This window comes from Clostridium gallinarum (genome assembly GCF_014836325.1).
Lineage (GTDB): Bacteria > Bacillota > Clostridia > Clostridiales > Clostridiaceae > Clostridium > Clostridium gallinarum.
This window is the reverse complement of record NZ_JACSQZ010000066.1, coordinates 1-16,568: the sequence shown is the minus strand read 5'-3', so window position 1 is coordinate 16,568 and position 16,568 is coordinate 1. Positions and strand designations below refer to the sequence as shown.

The window sequence follows — 16,568 nt, the reverse complement described above, 5'->3', positions numbered from 1 at the left end:
AGCTATTCGATAACCAACTTGATCTCATTTATTCAACTTAAACGAAAAGTAGTTCAATTTCAGATTGCAATTTATAACATAATATATTTTAAGAAAATTTGAAATATTACAAAATTTCTATTGGCATTATTTTACCATATCATAATTATTTGTCAATAATTACTATTATATAATTAAAAATATTATAAGTATTTAATATAAACTTTTTAATTTTTTCATAATATTTTTTTCAAATAATAAAAAAAACCGTATTAAATATACTTTTTTGTATAATTAATACAGTTTAATATTTTATTTTTTATAGTTCTCTTCTTACTCTTATAGTTTGATCTCTTTTTGGTCCTACACCAACAATAGAAATCTTAGTTCCTGTCAGTTCTTCTATTCTATTTAAATATTTCTTCGCATTCTCAGGTAGCTCTTCATAGCTTCTAGCCTCAGCTACTTCTTCTCCCCACCCTTCAAATTCCTCATATATCGGTTCACACTTTTCTAAATCTTTTAAACTTGCTGGGAAATAGTCTATAATTTTTTGATCAAGCTTATATCCTGTACAAATTTTTAATTTATCAAGACCTGCTAAAGTATCTATTTTAGTAACACATAGAGATGTTAAACCAGAAACCCTAACAGTTGTTTTTAATATAACTGCATCAAGCCATCCACATCTTCTAGATCTACCTGTAGTTACTCCATACTCATGTCCTTTTTCTCTTATCCATTCTCCTATTTCATTATCTAATTCTGTAGGAAATGGTCCCTTTCCAACTCTTGTAGTATATGCTTTAGCTATACCTACAGCATTAGTAATCATATTGGGCCCAATTCCTGAACCACTTGCAACTCCACAAGCTGTTGTATTAGATGATGTTACATATGGATATGTACCATAATCTATATCAAGAAGCATTCCTTGTGCTCCCTCAAATAGTACAGTTTTATCTTCCTTTATTTCATCATATAATCTTACAGATGTATCTTGAACATAAGGTCTTAATCTCTCAGCTAATTCTAAATATTCATTAAGAATTTCTTCATAGTTTAACTCTTCTCCATCTAAAACATTAACTATATATTTATTTTTAGCCTCTATATTTTGTTTTAATTTTTCTTTAAAGATTTCTTCATCTATAAGATCACAAACTCTAATTCCACATCTTTCAAATTTATCAGTATAACAAGGTCCTATTCCTTTTCCAGTTGTACCTATGTCATTCTTTCCTCTTGCTTTTTCCTTTAACTTATCTAATATTTTATGATAAGGCATTATAACGTGAGCTCTATCGCTTACTATAAGTTTATTTGGTGTAACTTTAACACCTTCTTTTTCTAAATAATCTATTTCTGTGAATAAAGCCTTTGGATCAACAACTACTCCATTCCCAATTATATTTAATTTATCATCATGTAGTATTCCTGATGGGATTAAGTGAAGTTTATATTGCTTATCACCTACTTCAACAGTATGACCTGCATTATTACCTCCTTGGAATCTAACTATTACCTGTGCTTCTTCTGCAAGATAATCTGTCATTTTTCCTTTTCCTTCATCGCCCCATTGAGCTCCTAAAACAACAAATGCTGACATTAAACTGCCTCCTTATTTCAAGACTCTACAAGTCTTTCTTAATAAAATTAATATCCAAATACATATTAGCAAAGCGAAAAAAAACTTTCAACTTATTTATCGAATATTTTTATATATTATATATAAATAATTCGTATAATCGCCATATAAATATTTTATAATTGGAGTATATATTTAATATCTACAAATATCTTCAAAATATCACGAAAGTTTAAAATATATAATATTATTTATTTTATAATTCTTACATATTTTTAGATTTCTCTGCACATTTTTCTAAAGCCTTAATTATTGCAGCTCTAAATCCACCACTTTCTAATTCTGCTACAGCTTCTATTGTTGTTCCTCCTGGTGAACAAACCATATCTTTTAATTCTCCTGGATGTTTTCCTGTTTCTAATGCAAGTTTTGCAGAACCTAAAATAGCTTGTTCAGCCATTTTATATGCTTTATTTCTAGGAATACCGAGTTTAACAGCTGCATCTGCCATAGCTTCTATAAACATAAAAACATAAGCTGGTGAAGATCCACATAAAGCTATAAAGCCATGAAAGTCTTTTTCTTCTAACACTTCACATTTACCAAACATGTTAAAAATATTATTAATTTCTTGTAGATCGCTTGTACTCACATTCTTGTTTGGACAAATAGCTGATATTGCTTCTCCTACTAATGCAGGCGTATTTGGCATAGTCCTAACTATTTTATATTCATCTCCAAGCCATTTTTCCATATCACTTATTGATATTCCAGCTGCTATTGAAATAATTATTGTATCTTTATTAATATGTTCTTTTATATCTAGCAATATATCTTTAAAAATATTAGGTTTAATTGCTAAAAATAATATATTAGAAAATTGTGCTACCTTCTTACTATTTAATGTAGACTTAATAAGAAATTCCTCTTCTATATTTTTTTTAGAGCTTTCACTTTTAGTAGAAACAAGTATATTATCCTTACTTATCCTATTAGACTTTAAAATTCCTCCAAGAATTGCTTTTCCCATATTCCCGCAGCCTATAAATCCAATTTTTTTATCCATATTCTTCACTTCCTAATTATTATTTTGTAAATAAATTTCTTGTTTTTTATAATTTATGAACTTGACCATTATACTCATAGGATATCTTTATTATTAAGTTGCAAACTATTTATAAGGAGGGATAGTTATGAAAAATAATATAATAGAAATTAATAAAGATGAAAAAAATATAAATCCTATTATAAAAGTCATAGATAAAGATAGTTTTTATGATATATACATATACTTTAAAAATCTAACTAAAGACGAAATAGTTTTAAAATACATAAATAACTTTCTTATTTTAAACCTCTCCTTAAAAAATAGTAAAAATGATTTATTAAAATTTAAAAGAATTCTATATTTAAATAAAATAAATATAGATACTATCCAAAATTCGGTACAAGCTAATTTTATTTATTTAAAGGTCTTTAAAACTTAATTCTTTTATAATAGTTTTAAAAAAAATTTAATAAAAAAACTCCCTTAGGAGTTTATAAAACTAATTTATTTTAATTCATTAATAGGCTGTTTATAGAACAGCCTATTCTTTATATACAAGTTCTAAATTAGCAAATTTACTATGAGCACCAATCCAAGCCATCTTAACAGTACCAACAGGACCATTTCTTTGCTTAGCTATTATACATTCACCTATGTTTTTATCTTCTGTTTCCTTATTATAGTATTCATCTCTATATAAAAACATAACAACGTCAGCATCCTGCTCTATAGACCCTGATTCTCTTAAGTCTGAAAGCATTGGTCTGTGGTCAGCTCTTTGCTCAGGAGCACGTGATAGCTGAGATAAGGCTATTACAGGGCATTCCATTTCCTTTGCTAAAGCTTTTATAGATCTAGATATTTCTGAAACCTCTTGTTGTCTACTTTCACTTCCTGAACTACCACTCATTAATTGAAGGTAGTCAATCAGAATCATATCTATTCCATGTTCCATTTTTATTTTTCTACATTTTGATCTCATTTCCATTACACTAAGACCAGCAGTATCATCTATATAAATTTTAGCTTTAGATAAAGGTCCTGTAGCTCTCGCTATTCTTTCCCAATCATCATCATCTAAGTTACCAGTTCTAAGTTTTAACATATCTACATTTGCTTCTGAACAAAGAAGCTTATAAGCTAATTGTTCTTTGGACATTTCCAGAGAAAATATTACTACGCTTTTCCCTTCTCTTAAAGCTGCATGCTCAGCTATATTTAAAGAGAAAGTTGTTTTTCCCATAGAAGGTCTAGCTGCAATAAGTACCATATCACCCTTTTGAAATCCTGAAGTCTTTGCATCCAAATCTCTTATCCCAGATCCAACTCCAGTTATAGAACCTTTATTATTAAATAGTCTTTCTATTTCTAAAAATCCTCTTTCTAGAACATTAGCTAAAGATTCATAATCATTTGATCCTTGTTTTTCTGCTAAATCAAAAATCTTCTTTTGTGCTAAATCTAAGACTTCTTCAACTTTATCTTGTTTATTATAACTTTCCTCTATTATACTAGTAGCTGATTTAATTAACTTTCTTAAAGTTGATTTTTCTTCAACTATCTTTATGTACGCCTCTAAATTGGCAGTTGTAAGTATATTAGAACTTACCTCTGATATATAAGTAACCCCACCTGCTTTTTCTAGCATATCTGTAGATTTTAAGTATTCTAATAAGGTTACAAGGTCAACAGCCATATCCTTAGAAAACATTTCTCTGATAGCTTTAAATATTACTTTATGACCATCTCTATAAAAATCTTCATCCTTTAATTTTTCTAAAGCCTTTGCTATAGCACTCTTATCTATTATCATTGCTCCAATAACAGATTGTTCTGCTTCTAAGCTTTGAGGTAAGCTTCTCATTATTGGTGTATCCAAATTGTAACCTCCTTCCTTTTGTAATAAATATATTATATCAAATATTTTTATTTATTATCTATAATAATAAAAAATTAATACTATATAGTCCATAATTAAAGGGCTGTCTTAGACAGCCCAACTTTAATTTATTTTTCAAAAACTATATCCATTAACTCTTCAATTCTATTAATAGCTTTAACTTCTATATCACTTAATTCTAATGGAACTTCCTTTTCATTTGCCTTAGGAACAACTACAAGTTTTATTCCTTTTCTTCTAGCTCCATATATTTTTTCAAATATTCCACCTACTGGCTTTATATTTCCTCTTAATGATATTTCGCCTGTTATTGCAACATCTTGTCTTATAGGTTTTTCCATTAAAGCACTTATTATAGCAATTGTAATAGCTGCACCTGCTGAAGGTCCATCAATTCTTCCTCCACCAACTACATTTACATGAATATCATAGTCTTTTATATCCTTATCTGTTATTCTTCTAATAACTGAAGCTGCATTAAATACTGAGTCTTTTGCCATAGATCCAGCTGTATCATTAAATTTTATTATACCCATTCCTGGCTTTTTAGATTCAAAAGCTACAGCTTCTATTTCTAAAGTAGAACCTAAGAACCCACTTACACCTAATCCATAAGTATGACCTATTTCATATTTATCAACTTCATCAAAAGTTTCGTAAGGAACATATCTTCCTATAGAAATAACTTCTTCTACATCTTTTAAAGTAATCTCCTTACTTTCCTCATTTGAATTATATAAAGCATATCCATAGGCATCTGCTAATATATTTACAGCTTTTCTACCTTCTATAGTGTATCTACTAATTAATTCTGCAACTCCTTCTTCTAAAGTTACCTCTAATTTTCTAGCTGCATTTTCTATTATTCCAACAATATCATTTGCTGATAATGGTTCAAAATAAACTTCAGTACATCTTGATCTTAAGGCTGGATTTATTTTTCCTGGATCCCTAGTTGTTGCTCCAATTAAAACAAAATCTGCTGGTGCACCTTTTTCAAAAAGATACTTAACATATTCTGGAGTGTTTTCATCATCTGGATCATAATATGAAGATGAATACTCAACTCTCTTATCTTCTAAAACTTTTAATAATTTATTTTGAAGAATATCATCTAATTCTCCAATTTCATCTATAAATAAAACTCCGCCATGAGCTTCAGTTACAAGCCCAGTCTTTGGTTCTGGTACTCCAACTTCTGCTAAATCCTTTTTACTACCTTGATAAATAGGATCATGTACTGAACCTAATAATGGGTTTGTAATTTCTCTTGGATCCCATCTTAATGTAGTTCCATCAACTTCAACAAACTTTGAATCTTCATCAAAAGGTGTTAAGCTTAATTTCTTAGCCTCTTCTAATGCAAGTCTTGCTGCTGAAGTCTTACCAACCCCCGGTGGTCCATATAGAATTATATGTTGTGGGTATGGTGATGCCATTTTTGAAATTAAAGATTTAATAGCTCTTTCTTGACCAACAATTTCCTCAAAATTTTCTGGTCTTAAAAGACTCATAACATTCTTATTTATTTTCTTTGCATCTAACTCTTGAAGTTTTTCTAACTTTTTAGTAGTCTTTGAACTTTCAGGTCCCTTTTGTTTTCTTATTATAGATAACTTAATATCATCCATAAATTTATCTTGTCTTTCTTGAAGAGCTTTTTCAACCTGAGTTTCAACTTTATTTTGCACATACTTTCTTGCAATATTTTCAGATATATAATAAATTGTATCTTCTAATACACCACGTAATTCTTCTTCAGTTGGAACAGTTTTAGCTCCTTTTCCATCTGATGCTATTACGTTTAACGCATATATTCTTTCTAATATATTAGGAGAATTTATATATTTTTGTAATTTGAATCTTACGATTCTAGCCCTTACTGCACCCTCATCTAATACATTATTTAAAATTTGGTTTATTACGTTTGCTTGTGCATCTAAAGATAAATCACTCTCTAATAAACTCTCTATATTTGTTTCATCGTAAGTCTTCAAACTTAGTCCTCCTTATGATTGCTCTATAACAATTACTTTCATCTTTGTAGCTACTTCAGGATATAATTTTATTTCTATATCATAACTACCTGCAACCTTTATTGTATCCATAACAATTTTCTTTTTATCTATTGATAACTTAAATTCTTTATTTATTAATTCTGCTACATCTTTGCTAGTTATAGCTCCAAACAATCTTCCATTATTCCCTTTAGCTTGAATTTTAACTTCTTTTCCCTTTAATTCTGAAGCTAATTTTTGAGCTGCTTCTATTTCGGCTAACTTTTTCTTTCTCTCATTTTCCTTTTTAGCATTTAAAATATGCATACTAGCACTTGTAGCTTCTTCTGCTAATTTTCTTGGAAATAAAAAGTTTCTTGCATATCCATCTGATGCTTCTATAACATCACCTTTTTTACCTAATTTTTTAACATCTTGTAATAATATTACCTTCATGTTATTCACCAACCTTTAAATGTTTTTCTATTGATTTTTTAAGTAATTTTTTAGCTTCTGATATTGAAGTGTTACTTAGTTGTGCTCCTGCCATATTCATATGACCACCACCACCTAGTTCTTCAAGTATTACTTGAACATTAGCCTCTCCAGCTGATCTTCCACTAATTACTATGTCATCTTTTATTTGCATTAATACAAAACATATATCGATTCCTGCTATGTTAAGTAATTCATCAGCTGCTTTAGCTGCCATAAATGATTTCTTTAATCCCTTTGGTGCTATAGCTATAGCTAAGTTTTCTTTTACTTCTGCAGTTTTTATAGTTTCTGCTATAATTAAAAAGTCATCTAAATTATCCATAAACATTTTTTTAACTTCTATAGTATCTGCACCTAATGATCTTAAGAAAGATGCTGCATCAAAGGTTCTTACTCCAGTTTTAAAAGAAAATCCTTTTGTATCCATAAATATACCTGCAAGCAATCCTTCTGCTTCAATTGTTGATAAATTAGGTTTTTGAACCATATATTGAATTAATTCTGTAACCATCTCTGATGTTGATGATGCATATACTTCAATATAGTTTAATATACAAGCTTCTACTATATCTGGACTTCTTCTATGGTGATCTATTATAATTTTTCTTTGTGCTTTTTCAATTATAGATTTATCTAATATATATCCTGTATTATGAACATCTACTATTATTAATAATGTTTTTTCATTTATTTGTTCATAAGCCTCTTCAATAGATATAAATAAATTATCATATCTAGAATCGCTTCTTAACTTATCTAGAAAATAATCTATTGCAGCTGTTTCTTTTCCTAATATTATATTACAAGGTTTTCCTAACTGTTTTACAACAGCAGATAAACCTATAGATGATCCAAAACAGTCCATATCCGGATTTTTATGTCCAATTATAAATACATTACTACTTTCGTATATTAATTCCTTTAGATTACGAGAAATTACTCTTGCTCTTACTCTAGTTCTCTTTTCTATTTCTCTAGTATTTCCTCCAAAGAATTTAATTTTTTCATTATTTTTAATAGCAACTTGGTCACCACCCCTTCCAAGGGATAGTTCCTTTGCTGTAGATGCAAAGGCATTATTTTCTAAAGGACATGTTCCACCTCTACCTACACCTATACTTAATGTAACTTCAACTTTATTTCCTCTATCTATTTTAGAAATCTCATCTAATATAGAAAACTTATTATTTATTTCTTCATCTATATATCTATCTTGCACAGATAAGACATATTTATTAGAGTCATACTTAGTTATCATAGCCTTAAGTCTTTGTGCATATGCATTTATTGTTTTCTCTACATCTGCAACTAACATAGGCCTATCGCTTTCCATAGTAGTTTCTAATACTTCTGATAAATTATCAACTTCTATTAGCATAATACTTTCTTTTGTATTTGCTATATTTTTATTATTACTAATATCATTAAAATAAACTATATATAAAGTTTCCCCTAAATTATAGTCTTGAATTTTACTAGCATATATTTTATAAAATAAGTCACCTATTTTTATCTTCTGGTGTAAATCCTTATCACAAGTTAATAATCTAGATAAATTTAATCCTCTTGCAACACTTACTACGTTTAAACTTGTCGGGTTCTCTTCTGGAGTAAACTTTTCAAACTCCTTATTTGCCCAAAAAATTTCACCAGTTTCTTTTATTATTGCCAAAGGAAATATTAAATTAAATATATTATCGGAAATATCTCTATTAATTGCTTCTCTTACTTGTTCAATATTATCTTCTTCCGTTTGTTTATTTCTATATTCACTAATAGTAAATAATATAAAAATAACTAATAAGAAAGTTCCTAAAATAGTACTTTTTAAATAATAAAATCCTATACATGCTAATACAAAAATGCTTGGTGTGATTATAGGTTCAATGAGTTCATTCCTTTTTTCAAATAACTCTTTTATTTTCATAAGCTAATGGCGCTCCTTTAAATGTAATTGAAGTTTACTTAAACTCCTTCCATCATTTTCATACTCATGTCCTTCAGCAATTCCTATTTGTAGCCTTTTTTTCATATCATCATCTACATCTTCACATGAATATCCAAGTTTCTGGGCTAATACATATAAAATAAGTATAGCTCCTGATATACAATTTAAAATTGCATCCTGTGCTACATTACTTCCTTTTGTTAATAAATGATAGAATTCTCCTATTATACACAAAAGATTAGCTTTTAACTTTTCTATCATTTTTATATTGGCCATTATATTTAAATCTTCTCTTTTCATTCTCTTCACCCCTATACTAATACCCTTGTATATATATTTTAAATATAATTCCTCTTTATTGCAACAAATTATAAATTTATTTACATAATTTGTAAAGTATTTTGTATTAGTATAACAAAAAACCCCTGATAAGCCAGGGGTTAATTATATTACTCAGTTGTGAATGGTAATAATGCTATATTTCTTGATCTCTTTATAGCAGTTGTTAATTCTCTTTGATGCTTAGCGCAAGTACCAGAAATTCTTCTTGGTAATATCTTACCTCTTTCTGTTACAAACTTTCTTAGCTTAGTAATATCTTTGTAATCTATTGCTTCAGCTTTTTCTACGCAAAAAGCACAAACTTTTCTCTTAGATCTTCTCATTTTTCCAGATCTTTTCATATCTTTCATGCTAATTCCCTCCTTTTTTTTAGACTTTTAGAAAGGCATATCTCCATCATCTACAGGAGTCATGTCCTCTTCGAAATTCATTCCACCAAAATCATTTGATGGACTTGAATAATCAGAACCCATATTTGAAGCACCAAATCCATTGTTATATGAACCTTGGTCTCTTCCAGCACCACCGTTGTTACCTGATCCAATGAATTCAAAAGAATCTACAACAACATCAGTTGTGTATCTCTTAGTTCCATCTTTCGCATCATAACTTCCTGTTCTAATGCTTCCTGTAACAGCTAGTTGTCTGCCCTTAGTAAGATATTGTGCTATTGTTTCACCAGTTTTACCAAAAGCTATACAGTTGATAAAATCTGTTTCGTCCTTCTTGAAAGGTCTAGTAACCGCTAAACTAAATCTAGTAACAGCAGTACCGCTTCCAGCAGCAAAATTTAACTCTGGATCTCTTGTTAGTCTTCCAATAAGTATTACCTTATTCATGACAATATCACCTCTTACGCTTCTTGTTTAACGATGATGTGTCTTATAACACCATCAGTAATTCTGAATACTCTGTCTAATTCTTTAGGTAGTTCTGAATCAGCATTGAAGTTGATTAATGTATAGAAACCTTCGTTAACTTTTGCGATTTCGTAAGCAAGCTTTCTTCTACCCCAAACGTCAACATTTTCTATAGTTCCTCCACCGTTTTCTATTACACCCTTAAACTTTTCGATAGCAGCTTTGCAAGCTTCTTCGTCGAATGATGGGTGTAGTATGAATATAGTTTCGTACTTTCTCATCATTTTCACCTCCTCCCCTCGGACCTTGGCTGTGCTTTGCACAGCAGGGATTACAATTAAATATTTTAACATTTTTTAATTTTTTTTGCAAGAAATAATTTATAATTACTACAAATTCACTATTTTTTTTGCATCTTTTTGAAATTTGCTTCTTGGTAGCATTATTATTCTACCGCAACCTGTACATTTTATCTTAATATCTGCCCCTAACCTTATTACTTCAAATTGTTTACTTCCACAAGGATGTTGCTTTTTCATTTCAACAATATCGCCTAAATCAAAAGTTTCTACCATAATACCCCTCCTAAATTACTTAATATTATTATTTACTAATTGAGTTTTTGGATATGGAATTTCTATTTTTGCCTCATCTAAAGCTAACTTTATCTCTTTTCTTAAATCTCTTTCCATTTTCCACTGAGACATCGGCTTAGCTTTTCCTACTACTCTTATATTTACTCCTGAAGCATTTAATGAAGTTACACCTATTACTTCTATTTCATTTTTAATGTCTTCTGAATTTTTCTCTTCAAACTTTTTACAAGTTGATTTCATAATATTTATTGCATTATCTATATCTTCCTCATAAGCAATTTCTACATCTACTATAAATCTCATATCGCCTCTTGAATGATTAGTAACTTGAGTTACCGCACCGTTTGGTAAGTTATGTATATCTCCACTAAAATCTCTTAACACAGTAGATCTTATACCTATATTTTCAACTATACCACTAAAAGAACCTATAGTCACATAATCACCAACGCCATACTGATCTTCAAATAAAATAAAAAATCCATTTATTATATCCTTAACTAGGCTTTGAGCTCCTATACCTACTACAAATCCTATTGCACTTAAAACTCCTGCCGAAACTTTAAATGTACTTCCTATTACAATAGCAGCTCCTGAAAAGTATACAGCATATTTTAATGTACTTTTAAGTATTGCCCCTACAGTAAATGCTTTTTGTCTATCCATTGAAAAGCTTCTTTTACTATTTGCTTGATTTTCAACAAATCTCTCTATAGCCTTATCTCCAATTTTAATAATTAAATACATAATTACTATTAGAAGTATTAATGATATAATCTTTCCTATTGCAACCCCTGTTATTGATATTATATTTTCAATAACCTTATCCCAATCTACATTTACAGAAAGTTTTCCTGTCAATTCATTTATACCAATACTAACAGTTGTCAAATAATTATTCATAGTCATCTCCTATATTATTTCTTTAAAATTATTTTCCTCTTTAATATAAATACTTTTATACTTTATAATATTATTATTTATTATTTCATCTATGTATTTTTCATCTTCAAGTCTAATACATATACCACAACTTTGTGTTATTGCTGTTGGAGTTGGCATCATTTTAAAAATAAAATTTTCTTCTTTTAATATTTTTTCACCATTCATCGCATCTAAAGTATTCTTAAAAACTATAATATAATATTTCATCTTCTCCTCCTTATTTACATTTATCATATTCAATTATATTATATATATCTTTGTAAATGAATATAATATAATTTATAATTTTAATATAGTTTACTATTTTTATAAAGGAGTTATTTTCATGAATAATATTTATCTAGATAATGCTAGTACCACATTTCCTAAGCCTAAAAATGTAGTTGATTCCATATATAACTTTCTAACAAATATCGGAGGAAATCCAGGTCGTTCTAATCATGCTAATGGTATGCAATCAAATAGATTGTTATTAGAAGCTAGAGAAACTATAGCTAATTTTTTTAATTTCACCAATATAGAGAATGTTATTTTTACTAATAATATAACAACTTCTCTAAATACATTAATTAATGGTTCTGCTAAAAAAGGTGATCATATTATTACATCATCAATGGAGCATAATTCAGTTTTGAGGCCCTTAATTAATTTAAAAGAAAATAATATAATAGAATTAGATATTATAACTGCAAATAAATTTGGATTTATTAATGTAGATGATTTTAAAAATATTATCAAACCAAATACTAAATTTATTATTCTAACTCATGCATCTAATGTTATAGGAAGTATTCAACCTATTAAGGAAATAGGTAATCTATGTAAACAACATAATATTCATTTTATTTTAGACTCAGCTCAAAGTGCTGGAGTGTTAGATATTAACTTTAAAGAATTAAACTTAAGTGCTTTAGCTTTTACTGGTCATAAAAGCCTTTTTGGACCTCAAGGAATTGGTGGATTTATAATTAGTGATGAATTAAATGAAATATGTAATCCTTATATTTTAGGTGGGACAGGAAGTTTATCACATTCTCTTATTCAGCCTAATTTTTTACCTGATAAATTTGAATCTGGTACTTTAAATATGCCGGGAATAGTTGGGCTAATGGAAGGAATTAAATTTATAAATTCTGAGGGACTTAATACAATTTATGAAAAAAATAATTTTTTAAGAAATTATTTAATTTCAGAATTAAATAATATGAAAGATATAATTCTATATGATGATTTAGACAGTTCTAATTATACTTCTTGTATTTCATTTAATATAAGAAATTTAGATACTGCCGAAGTTTCATTTATATTAGATAGTGATTATGGAATTAAAAACAGATCTGGTCTTCATTGTGCTCCTCTTGCTCATAAAACTATAGGGAGCTTCCCTACTGGAACAGTAAGATTGAGCTTAAGCTATTTTAATAATAAAAGTGATATTGACTATACCATAAATTCATTAAGTAAAATTGTAAAATGAATATTCACCTCCTTTATTGTCAATAATTAAAATAAGGGAGGTTTTCTTATGTGTTCTAATATTTTAGAGTCAGATTCACTATTCCAAAACTCATATATTGATATTGGAGAGTTTTTATATAATAACCTTTCATCTATATTAAATGATAATAAATCAATTATTTTTATATGCATTGGAACTGATAGATGTACAGGAGATTCTTTAGGTCCATTAGTTGGATATAAAATAAAAAAGACTATCAAAAACTTACCTAAGAATATTTATATTTATGGTTCATTAGAAAGTCCTATTCATGCTCAAAATTTAGTTGAAATAATTGATAAAATTAATTTTAACTTTAATAATCCATATATAATTGCAATTGATTCTTGTTTAGGTAAAACAAACAACATAGGGAAAGTTTTTATAAGAAATAAACCTATATTACCTGGACTTGCTTTAAATAAAGACTTACCCCCTATAGGAAACTTGAGCATCACAGGAATAGTTAATATTTCTGGTAATTATGAATTTATAATATTACAAAATACAAGACTATACACTATTATGACTTTAGCAGATTGTATTTCTAAAGGAATTATTTATTTTATAAATAAAGTATCAAATAATTTAGAAAATCTTTCATTAAATTCAAAATAAATAAGTATAAAAGCTACTACATAAAACAGTAGTAGCTTTTATACTTATTTTTTATTAATTGCTTCATTTAATACATATGTTTCTTCTTCTGATAATTCATATCTAGAAATTCCTTTATCTACAGGTTTTGCATACGTAGTACTATCATGTCTTGAATAAATTCCTGTAATTAAAACTCCATCGTTATATGCATCTAATATTGCTATAGAGAAACTTAAGTCACTTCCTACATCAGGAAAAGCCTTATATCTCATAATTGCAACTTTATTTACACAACCTTTTATCTCTTCTCTAATTACCTTACATTCATTAATTGCTTTTTCTGATTTTTCCATAGCCTTATCTATTTCTTCTAATTTTGAACTAATAAGGTCTTCTAAACTTTTACTATTTACACCTCTCATTAATCTTCTATATTTCTTCTCTAATTTATTAGTAGTTCTTATTAAAGAAATAACTATAATGAAAAGTAATAGTATAATTAGTAATAATCCAATAACTATAAAAGATATGTTTTCATTTATTATATTAATTAAATTTTCCAATTTAATTTCTCCCTTCTAATTTTCAAAGAATAAAACTTAAAATGTTTCACGTGAAACATTTTTAAATTAATTATAATTAATGTTTCACGTGAAACATTATAAATTAATTATTTCTAATATTCTTTGTAAATCCTCTTCCGAATAATACTCTATCTCTATTTTACCCTTATTATTCTTATTACTTATATTTACCTTAGTTCCAAAATAGTTCTGTAATCTTTCGGTTACATCTTTATAGTATGGATTACTTTCTTTACTTTTTCTTTCCACTTGCTTTTCTGCTTTAAGGTTTTTAATTAATCTTTCTAATTCTCTAACAGATAGTCTTTCATCTATTACCTTTTGAGCTATTTCACATTGTAACTTAGGATCATCTATAGCTAATAATGCTCTTCCATGCCCCTCTGAAATAACTTCATCTATAAGATATTGCTTTACAGTTTCAGAAAGTGCTGTAAGTCTAATGCTATTAGTAATGGTAACTCTTGATTTTCCTACTCTCTTACTTAATTCTTCTTGTGTTAAATTAAAATCGCTTAAAAGCTTTTTATACGCCAAAGCTTCTTCTATAGGATTTAAATCTTGTCTTTGAATATTTTCTATTAAAGAAATTTCTAATATATTTTTATCTGTTAAATCCATTACTATTGCAGGTACTTCTTTTAATCCAACTAACTTCGCCGCTCTCCATCTTCTTTCTCCAGCAATTATAACATAGTGATCATCTTTTTTATTTAATATTATTGGTTGTATTATTCCATGTTCCTTTATTGATTGTGCTAATTCTGCTATTTTTTCATCATCAAAAGATTTTCTAGGTTGTTCATTATTATTTTTAATTAAATTTAAATCAATAACTGATGGTTTATTATTTTCTTTTACAATAATATCGTTAGGTATTAAAGCGCCTAATCCTTTTCCTAATGCTGATTTTTTATTCATTATATCACCTACTTACTTTGCCTACTTAAAAATTCTTTTGTTAAAGATTTATATGATTCTGCTCCCTTACATTTTTCATCGTATAGCATAATTGGAAGACCAAAACTTGGTGCTTCTGCTAATCTTATATTTCTAGAAATTGCAGTTCTAAATACCTTTTCTCCAAAGAAATTTTTTACTTCTTCGAAAACCTCATTACTTAAATTAGTTCTATAGTCATACATAGTCATTACTACGCCTTCTATTTCTAAATCCTTATTTAAAGATTTTTTTACAAGCTTAACTGTATTTATAAGTTGTCCAACTCCTTCTAACGCATAAAATTCGCATTGAATTGGTATTAAAACAGATTCAACCGATGTAAGTGCATTAATTGTTAAAACTCCTAATGATGGAGGACAGTCTATAAATATAAAATCATACTCATTCTCTATTTCTTTAATCTTATTCGTTAAAATTAATTCTCTATTCTCTTTACCTATCATTTCAACTTCAGCACCTGCTAATTCCATAGTTGAAGGTGCTATATCTAGATTTTTTACTAATTCACTCTTTAAAATTACTTCCTTTAAAGATGCATCAGATGTTAAAACATCATACATAGACATTTCTAAATTTCTTTTATCTAAACCTAATCCACTTGTTGTGTTTCCTTGAGGATCTATATCTATAGTTAATACTCTATATCCTTCCATAGCTAAATATGCACATAAATTAATATTCGTAGTAGTTTTTCCTACTCCACCTTTTTGATTAAATATACAAACTTTCTTCATATAAAAAAGCTCTATTTTAGAGCTTCACCCCCCTTCCCTTAGTAATATTATATATAGTTTTAATTCATATTGAAAGATTAACATAATAAAATCTTGCTAATTTAGAGAATTATTTAATATTATTTTATTTTTTTAATAATATAGTATTAAAAATCTACAGATTTACCTTTATTATAATCTCTTAAATAATAAAAAAGTATTAAAATATCATACCAGGTTCCGTCGCAAGCTCCAAGTCACCTTGCATGATAATTTAACACTACCAAAATTAAGAAAGGAAATTATAAAAAAGAGATAAACATTATATTCCTTGCTCCGTCGTATGCGCTCCAAGTCACCGTCATACAATGTTTATCTCTTTGCAAACTGAAGGAAGGAAATTATAAAAATGTTATTCACAGGGTAACATTTTATAATTGTAGAGTAAAGCGGAGGATTTGATTTTCTCTCCTCCTCTGCCTTCTCATCAATCCGTACGTGAAGTTCTC

General features: G+C 28.0%; 19 protein-coding genes. 3 read left to right on the top strand and 16 right to left on the bottom strand.

Annotated features, from left to right (window positions below):
* Window positions 1-298: 298 nt before the first annotated feature.
* Entirely contained in the window at window positions 299-1,588 is a 1,290-nt protein-coding gene (locus H9660_RS13795) for an adenylosuccinate synthase (RefSeq protein ID WP_191750962.1), read from the bottom strand.
* Between the two features lie 244 nt (window positions 1,589-1,832).
* Complete coding sequence (gene proC / locus H9660_RS13790) at window positions 1,833-2,633, bottom strand: pyrroline-5-carboxylate reductase (RefSeq protein WP_191750961.1); 801 nt, start codon at window positions 2,631-2,633, stop codon at window positions 1,833-1,835.
* 127 nt (window positions 2,634-2,760) lie between these two features.
* Between proC and H9660_RS13785 the strand changes: the two genes are divergently transcribed.
* A complete protein-coding gene (locus H9660_RS13785) occupies window positions 2,761-3,054 on the top strand; it encodes an NUDIX hydrolase (RefSeq protein WP_191750960.1) in 294 nt (97 codons plus the stop codon).
* Window positions 3,055-3,156: 102 nt separating this feature from the next.
* Here the strand turns inward: H9660_RS13785 and H9660_RS13780 are convergent, their stop codons facing one another.
* The 11 genes from H9660_RS13780 to H9660_RS13730 all read right to left on the bottom strand — a co-directional run bounded on the left by H9660_RS13780 (window position 3,157) and on the right by H9660_RS13730 (window position 11,908).
* Complete coding sequence (locus tag H9660_RS13780) at window positions 3,157-4,494, bottom strand: replicative DNA helicase (RefSeq protein WP_191750959.1); 1,338 nt, start codon at window positions 4,492-4,494, stop codon at window positions 3,157-3,159.
* A 128-nt stretch (window positions 4,495-4,622) separates the two neighbouring features.
* The gene (lonC, locus tag H9660_RS13775) at window positions 4,623-6,488 is read right to left on the bottom strand and encodes a Lon family ATP-dependent protease (protein ID WP_423739010.1); all 1,866 of its coding nucleotides are present in this window, start codon (window positions 6,486-6,488) and stop codon (window positions 4,623-4,625) included.
* A 36-nt stretch (window positions 6,489-6,524) separates the two neighbouring features.
* Complete coding sequence (gene rplI, locus H9660_RS13770) at window positions 6,525-6,968, bottom strand: 50S ribosomal protein L9 (RefSeq protein ID WP_191750957.1); 444 nt, start codon at window positions 6,966-6,968, stop codon at window positions 6,525-6,527.
* Window position 6,969: 1 nt separating this feature from the next.
* Window positions 6,970-8,937 carry a DHH family phosphoesterase gene (locus tag H9660_RS13765; protein ID WP_191750956.1) on the bottom strand — a complete coding sequence of 656 codons (1,968 nt, stop codon included), beginning with the start codon at window positions 8,935-8,937 and terminating at the stop codon, window positions 6,970-6,972.
* Between the two features lie 3 nt (window positions 8,938-8,940).
* Window positions 8,941-9,258 (bottom strand): MazG-like family protein, encoded by a 318-nt coding sequence (locus H9660_RS13760; protein ID WP_191750955.1) that lies wholly within the window; start codon window positions 9,256-9,258, stop codon window positions 8,941-8,943.
* 149 nt (window positions 9,259-9,407) lie between these two features.
* Window positions 9,408-9,650: a 30S ribosomal protein S18 gene (rpsR, locus tag H9660_RS13755; protein ID WP_008676141.1), complete on the bottom strand. Its 243-nt coding sequence runs from the start codon at window positions 9,648-9,650 to the stop codon at window positions 9,408-9,410.
* Between the two features lie 27 nt (window positions 9,651-9,677).
* Window positions 9,678-10,139, bottom strand: coding sequence for a single-stranded DNA-binding protein (locus H9660_RS13750; protein WP_191750954.1), 462 nt, complete (start codon window positions 10,137-10,139; stop codon window positions 9,678-9,680).
* Between the two features lie 14 nt (window positions 10,140-10,153).
* Entirely contained in the window at window positions 10,154-10,441 is a 288-nt protein-coding gene (rpsF, locus tag H9660_RS13745) for a 30S ribosomal protein S6 (RefSeq protein WP_066889292.1), read from the bottom strand.
* Between the two features lie 108 nt (window positions 10,442-10,549).
* A complete protein-coding gene (locus H9660_RS13740) occupies window positions 10,550-10,735 on the bottom strand; it encodes a DUF951 domain-containing protein (protein ID WP_191750953.1) in 186 nt (61 codons plus the stop codon).
* Window positions 10,736-10,750: 15 nt separating this feature from the next.
* Window positions 10,751-11,659: a mechanosensitive ion channel family protein gene (locus tag H9660_RS13735; protein ID WP_191750952.1), complete on the bottom strand. Its 909-nt coding sequence runs from the start codon at window positions 11,657-11,659 to the stop codon at window positions 10,751-10,753.
* A 9-nt stretch (window positions 11,660-11,668) separates the two neighbouring features.
* Complete coding sequence (locus H9660_RS13730; protein ID WP_191750951.1) at window positions 11,669-11,908, bottom strand: putative Se/S carrier protein; 240 nt, start codon at window positions 11,906-11,908, stop codon at window positions 11,669-11,671.
* Between the two features lie 118 nt (window positions 11,909-12,026).
* Here H9660_RS13730 and H9660_RS13725 point away from each other — a divergent pair, with 118 nt between their 5' ends.
* Together H9660_RS13725 and yyaC are read left to right on the top strand one after the other, a co-directional pair.
* Window positions 12,027-13,178 carry an aminotransferase class V-fold PLP-dependent enzyme gene (locus H9660_RS13725; protein ID WP_191750950.1) on the top strand — a complete coding sequence of 384 codons (1,152 nt, stop codon included), beginning with the start codon at window positions 12,027-12,029 and terminating at the stop codon, window positions 13,176-13,178.
* A gap of 48 nt (window positions 13,179-13,226) precedes the next feature.
* Entirely contained in the window at window positions 13,227-13,817 is a 591-nt protein-coding gene (gene yyaC / locus H9660_RS13720; protein ID WP_191750949.1) for a spore protease YyaC, read from the top strand.
* 44 nt (window positions 13,818-13,861) lie between these two features.
* Here the strand turns inward: yyaC and H9660_RS13715 are convergent, their stop codons facing one another.
* The 3 genes from H9660_RS13715 to H9660_RS13705 all read right to left on the bottom strand — a co-directional run bounded on the left by H9660_RS13715 (window position 13,862) and on the right by H9660_RS13705 (window position 16,080).
* On the bottom strand, window positions 13,862-14,362 hold the full coding sequence (locus H9660_RS13715; RefSeq protein WP_191750948.1) for a DUF4446 family protein: 501 nt from the start codon (window positions 14,360-14,362) through the stop codon (window positions 13,862-13,864).
* Window positions 14,363-14,458: 96 nt separating this feature from the next.
* A complete protein-coding gene (locus H9660_RS13710) occupies window positions 14,459-15,304 on the bottom strand; it encodes a ParB/RepB/Spo0J family partition protein (protein WP_191750947.1) in 846 nt (281 codons plus the stop codon).
* A gap of 8 nt (window positions 15,305-15,312) precedes the next feature.
* A complete protein-coding gene (locus H9660_RS13705; RefSeq protein WP_191750946.1) occupies window positions 15,313-16,080 on the bottom strand; it encodes a ParA family protein in 768 nt (255 codons plus the stop codon).
* Window positions 16,081-16,568: the final 488 nt, after the last annotated feature.

Excerpts from the sequence above, each read along its gene's own strand:
- H9660_RS13795 (WP_191750962.1), bottom strand. The coding sequence starts at position 1,588 with ATGTCAGCATTTGTTGTTTTAGGAGCTCAATGGGGCGATGAAGGAAAA.
- proC (WP_191750961.1), bottom strand. The coding sequence starts at position 2,633 with ATGGATAAAAAAATTGGATTTATAGGCTGCGGGAATATGGGAAAAGCA.
- H9660_RS13785 (WP_191750960.1), top strand. The coding sequence starts at position 2,761 with ATGAAAAATAATATAATAGAAATTAATAAAGATGAAAAAAATATAAAT.
- rplI (WP_191750957.1), bottom strand. The coding sequence starts at position 6,968 with ATGAAGGTAATATTATTACAAGATGTTAAAAAATTAGGTAAAAAAGGT.
- H9660_RS13765 (WP_191750956.1), bottom strand. The coding sequence starts at position 8,937 with ATGAAAATAAAAGAGTTATTTGAAAAAAGGAATGAACTCATTGAACCT.
- H9660_RS13760 (WP_191750955.1), bottom strand. The coding sequence starts at position 9,258 with ATGAAAAGAGAAGATTTAAATATAATGGCCAATATAAAAATGATAGAA.
- rpsR (WP_008676141.1), bottom strand. The coding sequence starts at position 9,650 with ATGAAAGATATGAAAAGATCTGGAAAAATGAGAAGATCTAAGAGAAAA.
- H9660_RS13750 (WP_191750954.1), bottom strand. The coding sequence starts at position 10,139 with ATGAATAAGGTAATACTTATTGGAAGACTAACAAGAGATCCAGAGTTA.
- rpsF (WP_066889292.1), bottom strand. The coding sequence starts at position 10,441 with ATGAGAAAGTACGAAACTATATTCATACTACACCCATCATTCGACGAA.
- H9660_RS13740 (WP_191750953.1), bottom strand. The coding sequence starts at position 10,735 with ATGGTAGAAACTTTTGATTTAGGCGATATTGTTGAAATGAAAAAGCAA.
- H9660_RS13735 (WP_191750952.1), bottom strand. The coding sequence starts at position 11,659 with ATGAATAATTATTTGACAACTGTTAGTATTGGTATAAATGAATTGACA.
- H9660_RS13730 (WP_191750951.1), bottom strand. The coding sequence starts at position 11,908 with ATGAAATATTATATTATAGTTTTTAAGAATACTTTAGATGCGATGAAT.
- H9660_RS13725 (WP_191750950.1), top strand. The coding sequence starts at position 12,027 with ATGAATAATATTTATCTAGATAATGCTAGTACCACATTTCCTAAGCCT.
- yyaC (WP_191750949.1), top strand. The coding sequence starts at position 13,227 with ATGTGTTCTAATATTTTAGAGTCAGATTCACTATTCCAAAACTCATAT.
- H9660_RS13710 (WP_191750947.1), bottom strand. The coding sequence starts at position 15,304 with ATGAATAAAAAATCAGCATTAGGAAAAGGATTAGGCGCTTTAATACCT.
- H9660_RS13705 (WP_191750946.1), bottom strand. The coding sequence starts at position 16,080 with ATGAAGAAAGTTTGTATATTTAATCAAAAAGGTGGAGTAGGAAAAACT.